At 71.0% G+C, this 8,013-nt stretch carries 3 protein-coding genes and 1 pseudogene; 1 reads left to right on the top strand and 3 read right to left on the bottom strand.

Going from position 1 to position 8,013, the window contains the following annotated elements; all coding sequences use genetic code 11:
- Together D7W82_RS36925 and D7W82_RS36920 are read right to left on the bottom strand one after the other, a co-directional pair.
- A pseudogene (locus tag D7W82_RS36925) lies at positions 1-572 on the bottom strand (hypothetical protein); the annotation flags it as partial.
- A 215-nt stretch (positions 573-787) separates the two neighbouring features.
- The gene (locus D7W82_RS36920) at positions 788-2,098 is read right to left on the bottom strand and encodes a hypothetical protein (RefSeq protein WP_233588161.1); all 1,311 of its coding nucleotides are present in this window, start codon (positions 2,096-2,098) and stop codon (positions 788-790) included.
- A gap of 128 nt (positions 2,099-2,226) precedes the next feature.
- Between D7W82_RS36920 and D7W82_RS36915 the strand changes: the two genes are divergently transcribed.
- Positions 2,227-3,273, top strand: coding sequence for a hypothetical protein (locus tag D7W82_RS36915; protein WP_120622779.1), 1,047 nt, complete (start codon positions 2,227-2,229; stop codon positions 3,271-3,273).
- 47 nt (positions 3,274-3,320) lie between these two features.
- Here the strand turns inward: D7W82_RS36915 and D7W82_RS36910 are convergent.
- The coding region (locus D7W82_RS36910) for a translocation/assembly module TamB (RefSeq protein WP_233588160.1) at positions 3,321-8,013 on the bottom strand (4,693 nt) is incomplete at its 5' end.

Raw genomic sequence — 8,013 nt, 5'->3', positions numbered from 1 at the left:
CCCGCGAGCCCCGCCACGCGCTGGACCACCGGCAGCGCGCGTGCGAGCAGCGGTCCCGCGCGGCGCAGCACCGCGCCCCCCAGCCGGCCCACCTGACGCACGCCCCGGGCGATGCCGCGCGCGGCGCTCCTCACCCGCCGGGTGATGCGCCGGAAGAAGGCCTCGGCGTCATCCGCGTCCATGGACTCCAGCACGAAGGGGTTGAGCGTCCGCGCGAGCGTCACCGCGGCGGGCCCCGACACGAGGCGGTTGCTGGTGGCCGGCACGAACAGACCGCTGGCCGGGCTCGCCTCGAACCCCTCGAAGCCGTCCTCCTCCAGGAAGGCGTCCTCCGCCTCGGCCTCGGCGAACAGCTCCTCGAAGCCGTCGTCCTCGAAGCCCGAGGACTCGAAGCCCGAGGACTCGAAGCCCGAGGGCTCGAAGGGGTCCGCCTCGAAGCCCTCCGCCTCGAAGCCCTCCAGGTCGCTGAATTCGTCCGCCAGGTCCTCCAGCTCCTGGAGGGCATCCGCGCCCTCCCACGGGTCCATGGCGTCGAGGGACTCCACATCGGACAGGTATTCAGCGCTGGTCATCGCTTCCCCCCCGCAGGTGAGACCGCCACCCTTCACGGGCCGCAAGTTGGAGAAGGGACGCAGGGAGTGACAGTCACTCGTTTGAGCTAGTGCTGTCGGAATCCCGCGTGTGCGATGACCCTGGGAGAATCTGGACGCCATCGAAGCCCGGCAGGGCGACGGCGGTCCGGGGGCGCCCGGCGCGAAGGCCGGGCGCACGGCATTGCTTCAGCGGCTCAGTTCTTCACGCACGCGGCCTGGCCACCCGCGTCCTTGTACGCCTTCACGCGCTTCAGCAGGTTGCCGCCGTCCGACTCCGGCGTGGTCTGCTCGTAGTTGCCCGCGCCGAAGAGCATGCCCACGCCGCCCGCGGCGGCCACTTCGCCCGGGTGCGTGAGGAAGTAGTCCACGCGGTTGTCGCGCCACTGCTCCTTGATGTTGGGCAGGGACATGTTGCCCACCGGCAGCTGCCACCAGATGTGCGGCTTGTTCAGCCGCGTGGACACCGCCTTCGCCCAGGTGAACGCCTGGTGGAAGTGCGGCAGCTTGCGGTTCTCCGGATCCCACCAGACCGCGTTGCCCGTCGTCTGCTGGTACCAGCCCGCGTCGCGGTCGGACGCCTCCACCGTGACGAAGTCCGTGTCGCTCGCGCCCACGGACAGGAGGAAGTCCGCGACCTTGTTCGCCTCGCCCGCCACGTCGAACGACGGGTCCGTGTTGCCGGACACGTCCGTCTTCGTCGCCCACGCGCTCGCGTGCAGGCCCACCTTCGCGTTGGGCGCGTACTTGCGCACCATGGAAATCATGCACCTGCCCAGGCCCGCGGCGTTGTTCTCCTGGCTGCCGCAGTCCGTGGGGTTCGCCGCCTTCACCGCCACCGGCGTGGACTGCGCCTTGCCGTCCTTGGGGAAGAACTGGAGGTAGGCCCACATGTCCGGCTCAATCTGGAGCAGCGCCTTCTCCTGGCCCACCTGCTTCAAGAGGAAGCGCCAGTCCGCGAGGTAGCGACCCAGGAACGCCGAGTCGTTGAGCGCCTTCAGCTGCTCCTCGCCCTCCGTGTAGCCGCTGGCCTGGAACGCCTCGTAGTAGGTGATGAAGGGGAGCTGGCCCTTCGCCTGGGTGGCCTTGATGAAGTCGCGCACGTAGGCACCGGGCGGGTCCTGGTCGTACTGCCAGCAGCCCCACCAATTGCAGCTGCCGCCGACGCATGACTTGCCGTCGGACGTGCACCCGGACGTGCACGACTGGCATGCGTCCTTCGAATCGAACAGGCCCGCCGCGACGTAGAGGTAGCGCACGTCGAAGGGCGCCTTCCCCGACGTCTCCTCCTCCATCTGCGCGCCCACCAGCACCGTGCTCTTGCCCAGCGAGGTGAGGAACTTCGCGCCCAGGCACTCCGAGCCGTCGCCCGGCGTCACCCCGGGCCCATCCGTGCCCGGCCCGGGCTCTTCACCGGGGCCACTCGAATCCGAACAGCCCGCCACGGCCAGCAGGCTCGCGGCGAGGAACGGCCAACACTTCCGACGAAACAGGGCAGGGGTCCGCATGATGTCCAGAACTCTACTCCGCCCTCCTCCCATGCTGTTGGAGGGTTATTCTCACGTTCCGGGAAAGTCTTGAGTCATGCTCGCCCCGCCGGTCCACAGCCGGCTTTCCCCCCCAAGAGGTGTGCGTGATGAAGCTCCGTTTGTGTGTGCTGCTGGTGCCGGCGCTGCTGGCGGCCGGCTGCGGTCCCCTGGATGAAACCCCCGAGCCGGTCATCGATGAGTTGACCGGGCAGGTGCTCCAGGAGGCGACGACGAAGTACGACATGCACCGCCTGTTGGAGGACTCGGACGTCACGGGTGGGACAGGCATCACGCCGGCGCAGGTGCAGGCGTTCCTCCAGCAGCAGGGCTCGTACCTGGCGGGCTACACGGACCCGGCCTACGGCAAGACGGCGGCGACGCTCATCGTGGAGCGCTCGCGCGCGAGCAACATCAGCCCGCTCTACATGCTGGCGCGCATCCAGGGCGAGTCCAGCCTCATCCAGAGCGGCACGTCCACCAACCTGAGCAAGGCCACGGGCTGTGGCTGTCCGGACGGCAGCGGCTGTGACGCGCAATACGTGGGCTTCGGCAAGCAGGTGGAGTGCGCGGCGAAGAAGATGCGCGGCTACCTCACCGACCTGGAGGCGGGGCGCGCCACCATCTCCGGCTGGAAGACGGGCGTGACGAAGTCCACGTCGGACCCGTGCTCGGTGAAGCCGGTGAACCACGCCACCGCGGCGCTCTACACATACACGCCCTGGGTGGGCGCGTACGCCATCCAGTGTGGCCGCGCCACGGTGGGCGGCTCGTCGCTGATGGCGTCCATCTACAACCGCTACAAGACGGCGTACGCGTGGACGCTCACCACCTCGGAGGGCTGCTACTCCGGCACGGTGGACGCCACGGTGCCGGAGGGCTCGTGCGTGCAGAGCTCGTCGGACGCGCTGTGGCGCCAGTGCTCGCAGGGCGTCTTCATTGGCGGCACCACCACGAAGCCGTCCAACTGCAACGTGTCCTTCCCCTACTGCGTCTCCACGCGCCTGGGCCGCGGCGTGCCCGTGCGCACCTGCGTGCAGGTGAGCAGCACCCTCTGGCAGCAGTGCGGCGCGGAGGGCGTGTGGCGGGACGCGCCGGGCGCGGGCACCACGGGCGTGGGGCCCATGGGCACGTGCTACGCGGCGTACTCGCTGTAGGTCGTCACACCGCCGCCCGGACGAAGGCGCGCGTCACGTCCGGGCGGTCAGTATTCCTTGGTCCAGATGAGGTCCAGGCCGCCGGAGCGCGCGTCGCCGTACATGCCCTCCAGGCTCCAGCGCGGGCTGAAGAGGTACTGGAAGCGCACGGCGTTGGCGTTCTCCCCCCGCTGGAGGTTGGCGCCCACGCGGCCGGTGTAGCCCACGTAGATTTTATCCGTCACGTACGTGCCCACCTCCAGCTTGGTGCCGGCGATGCCGCTGTCACCCGCTTCGATGGAGAGCACGTCCAGGGGCAGCTTCGAGGCGATGGCCTTGCGCGCCTCGTTGGCGACGAACGAGCCCACCACGGAGGCGGCCTGCGCGCCCGCGTTCATGGACGCGCCGGAGCCGCGCTCCAGCGTGCGCCGGCCGGTGGCGAGCAGCGTGTAGATCTCCGACTCCGGCAGGGCCGGCTCGCTCGTCGTCTTCAGCGTCACCTCCTTGCCCTGGCCGCGCACGGTGACGAAGACGGTGACGCTCGCGTTCTCGTTGCGGTGCTCGGCGGTGACGTTGATGTACGGCATCAGCACGGGGCCGGTGAAGCGCACCTGGCTGTCGCGCTGCACGTCGAAGCGGCGGCCCAGCACGTCCACGCGCCCCAGCAGCACCTTCACCTCGCCGAACATGCGCGCCTCGTTGGCGTACTCGACGCGGAAGCCCTCGGACAGGCCCAGCTGGACGTTGAGGTCCGTGCCGCGCACCCACAGGTTGCGGGGCGCGTTGATGTTCACCCAGAACTGGCGCTGCGGCGGCCCTTCCTCCTCCTCGCCTTCCTCCGCCAGCGCCTCGGCCTCCGCCTGTGACGTGGGGCCGCCCGCGCCGCCGCTGCCCAGCGTGGACTCCGGGTTGCCGGGCATGCCGGGCGAGTCCGGCGCGTTGCGCGGGTTCTGCGCCTTCTGCGACGTGGCCACCTGCGTGGGCGCCTTCTCCTTCTTCTTGCGCTTGTCCACCGGCACGCCGTTGCGGACCATCACCACGTCCACGGGGCGCTCCAGGGGCTGCAAATCCTTGCGCTTGGCCTCCGGCAGCTCGACGTGCGCCTCCGGGATGGACAGCTCGCTGATGTTCACCAGCCGTTCGGTGAGGCTGCCCTTCATGGACAGGTTCAGCGTCAAGAGGGCCATCAGCTGGTCCTCCACCACGATGGGCAGGTTCTTGGTGTTGCCCTTGCCTTGCAGGACGAACTCGCCGCTCTTGCCCTGGCGGTTCGCGGTGGCCGTCAGCTCCAGCGTGCCGTTGCCGGACTTCGCGGTGAGCTTCTTGAGGTCGATCCGCTCCTGCGACGCGTTCAGCGCGAGCTGGATGTCGTGGTACTCGCCGAAGCCCATCAGCCCCAGCCGGCCGTCCTTCCACTGCAGGTCACCCTTGAAGGTGGGCGCGCCCACGGTGCCACCCAGGTTCGCGTCCGCCTGCATGATGCCGCCCAGCGAGCGCACGTACGGGGAGATGCCGGAGAGGAACGTCGGGTCGAAGCGGCGCGCGCGCAGCGACACCTCCACCGGCGCCCGCTCCGCCTTCTTGGCGGGCCCCTGCGCGGACTGGAACGCGGGCAGCGACAGGTCCAGGTCCATGGTGCCGCCCAGCAGCAGCGACCCGCCGCCGGGCGCGGTGAGCATCGCGTCGAAGAGGGACTTCGCCTGGGTGTAGGAGTAGTGCAGCCGCGCCTGGCCCAGCGCCGTCTGCGCGACGCCCAGGTGCTGCATGCCCGCGTTCAGCTCCAGCTCCGGGGCCTCCGGCGTGCCGCGCGCCACCAGCTCCATGGACAGCACGCCCTGCGGCCCGCGGTTGCCCTGCGCGGGCTTCACCGCCATGCCGGGAATCTCACTCAGGGGCACGGGCCCCACACGCGCCTTCATCCGGAAGGGCACGCGGCCCACCACCTCGCGGTCCTGGAGCGCGGCCAGCGGCGCCAGCACGCGCGCCTCCAGCGTGGCCAGCGGCCCGTTGGGGCGCTGCACGTCCAGCGTCAGCTTCACGTCCTCATTGCCCGCCAGCGCCAGCGCGGTGCCGTTGAGGGGCGGCAGGCCGTTGGCGGTGACGCCCTTCGCCTGCATCTCCACGCGGCCCCGCGGCGCGAGCGCGGAGCCGCTCACGTCCGCCTTCAGCGTCACCGTGCCGTCCGGCTTGTCCACGCCCTCCGCGCCCTGGAGCAGCTTCAGGGGCAGCTCCGCCACCAGCGCCTCCAGGTGCAGCGGCGCCTCCAGCGCCTGCGCGGGCGTGGGCGGCTTCGCGATGACGCCGCCCAGCGTGAAGGGCGTCTTCACCAGGACCCAGGCCCGCGGCGCCACGCCCTGCACGTCCAGCCGGGCGCCCAGCGTGGCGTCGTTCGCGTCGGAGTTCGCGTGCAGCTCGAAGCCCAGCGCCTGCGCGAAGAGGGCCTCCGGCCGGCCGGGGTAGCGCAGCTCCGCGCCCACCACCTTCAGGTCCAGCCGAGGGTCCTTCGCCGAGCCGTCCACCACCAGCGTGCCCGTGATTTGACCGGTGGGCCCGGGCGGCTGGTTCGCCAGCTTCAGCACCTCCGCGACGTCCAGCTTCTCCAGGTTCACCGTCAGGGACAGGGGCTCGTTGCGCCGGCGCAGCACGCCCTGCACGGGCACGTCGAACTTCGAGGACACGCGCGCCGCGTTCAGCTCCGCGCCCAGGGTGCCGGTGGCGCGGTCCTTCACGTACTGCGCCTTCACCTGGAGCCCCAGGCCCTCGTAGCCACGCGCCTTGCCGTCCGACAGCGTGAGGTCCACGTCCGCGTCCGGCCGCGCCATCCGCCCCTTCGCCGCGACATGGCCGGACAGCGTGCCGCCCAGGCCCAGGTCCTCCGGCACCGCGATGCGCGGCAGCTTCGACAGGTCGAAGGCGCCCAGGTCGATGCGCGCGTCCACGCGCTCGCCGTCCTTCACCGCGGCCACCTTCAAGGTCTGCGGCCCCGACGCGAGCGCCAGCGGCGGCGCCAGCGCGATGCGCCCGCCACCGAACGCCAGGTGCGTGGGCTGCTGGAGCGTCCAGGTGGCCTCCGGCCAGGACAGCGAGAAGGCGCGCATGGCCAGCCCCTCGTTGTCCTCGTCCACCGTGCCCTCCACGCCCAGCGCGAGCTTCGCGTCGCCGTCCACGCGCACGCTGGCCTTCAGCTCGCGGTTCTGGTCCGTGGTGAGCGCCAGGGACAGGTCGCGGAACGTCTTGCCCGCGGTCTTCAGCTCGCTCACCAGCACGGTGGCGTCGGTGGTGAGCGGACGGGTGACGTCCGGCACGTTCGCCTTCAGCGACAGGTCCTGGATGGCGATGTCGCCGTAGTTCAGCGCCACGAAGTTGCCGTCCGCCTTCACCCCTGGCGAGCGCGGCGGCCCCCGCACCAGCAGCTCCAGCGAACCGCTGCCGGACATGGGCGGCACGGTGCCGCCGGGCAGCAGCTTGTCCAACGCCTGCGACAGGAGCTTCAGGTTGCCCGCGGACAGGCTGCCGCGCGCCTCCAGCGCCTTCGCGGTGCCTTCGCCGGACGCGACGAACGCCGCGCCGGGCATCATCACGCGCAGGTTGCCCACGTTGTAGCGGCCGTCCTTGGCGCTGGCCTTCAGCTCGATGGGGCCCACCGACTGGCCCCGGAACTCGGACGGCGTCACGGTGAGGGCCACGTCGCCGTCCAGCGTCTCCACGCTGTCGCCACCGCCGTGCGCGACGAGGTCCGCGGCGATGTTGGTGGGGATGCCGTTCTCCATCAGCTCCGCCAGGTTGACCCCGCGCGCCTTCACGGTGGTTTCCGACGTGCGGAACGTCTTGAGGTTCACGTCGCCCGTGAGGTCCAGCGTGGCCTTGCCCGCGGACGCGCCCAGCCGGGCCTTCGCGAGGTCGCCGTCCATGGACGCGGTGCCCTTCGCTTCAATGGGCACCACCAGCGGGTACGCGGGCACGAAGGCCCTCACCGGCTCGGGCGGCACGGCCAGGCGGCGCAGCTCCACGGCCGCGGCCGTCTCGCCGGTCTGCTTCGCGCCCAGGTCCGCCTCGATGCCCGCCAGCCCCAGCCGCGCGTCCACCTGGCGCGCCACGTCCTTGCCCTGGCCCTTGAGCACCAGTCGCACGGGCCCCTTGAGCGGACGGGTGAGGCCGCCCGTGGCCTGCAGGTCCGCGGCGAAGTCCATGTCCGCCAGCGCGTAGTGGCCTTCTCCCTTCGCGCCGAGCTCCTCCAGGCGCACCTGGCGCTCGCCGCCGTCCGGCAGCTCCTGCTGGAAGTCCACGTAGCCGTGGCTGAGCTCGAAGTCCTTCAGGTGGATGCGCAGGGCGCTCTGGCTCTGCGTGGGAGGCTCCTCGGGCTTGGGCTCCCGGGGCTCCAGCGCGCGCATCAGGTTGAGGCCGCGCTCGTCCTGCACCAGGTACAGGCGGGGCGTCTCGATGCGGACCTTCGTCAGGTCCACCTGCTGGCCCAACAGCGGCGACAGGTTCAGCCGCGCCTCCACGCGGGTAATCTCCGCCGCCAGGTCGCCTTCCGGCGTGTAGAGCTTGATGCCGGTGAGGACCGCGCCGTTGAGGTCCAGGTCGAACCCGCCCAGCTCCAGCCGGCCGGCGAACTGCTTGTTCGCCAGGTCCACGCCGAAGCGGGCGATGCGGGCGGAGCCGCCGGGACTGGTGGCGTACACGAGCACGCCCGCCACCAGCAGGACGATGAGCCCCAGCAAGCCGAGCAGGCCCCACAAGAGCCGCCGTCCCCAGCGC

The organism is Corallococcus sp. CA049B, assembly GCF_003611685.1.
GTDB lineage: Bacteria > Myxococcota > Myxococcia > Myxococcales > Myxococcaceae > Corallococcus > Corallococcus coralloides.
This window is presented reverse-complemented; position numbering and strand designations above follow the sequence as displayed.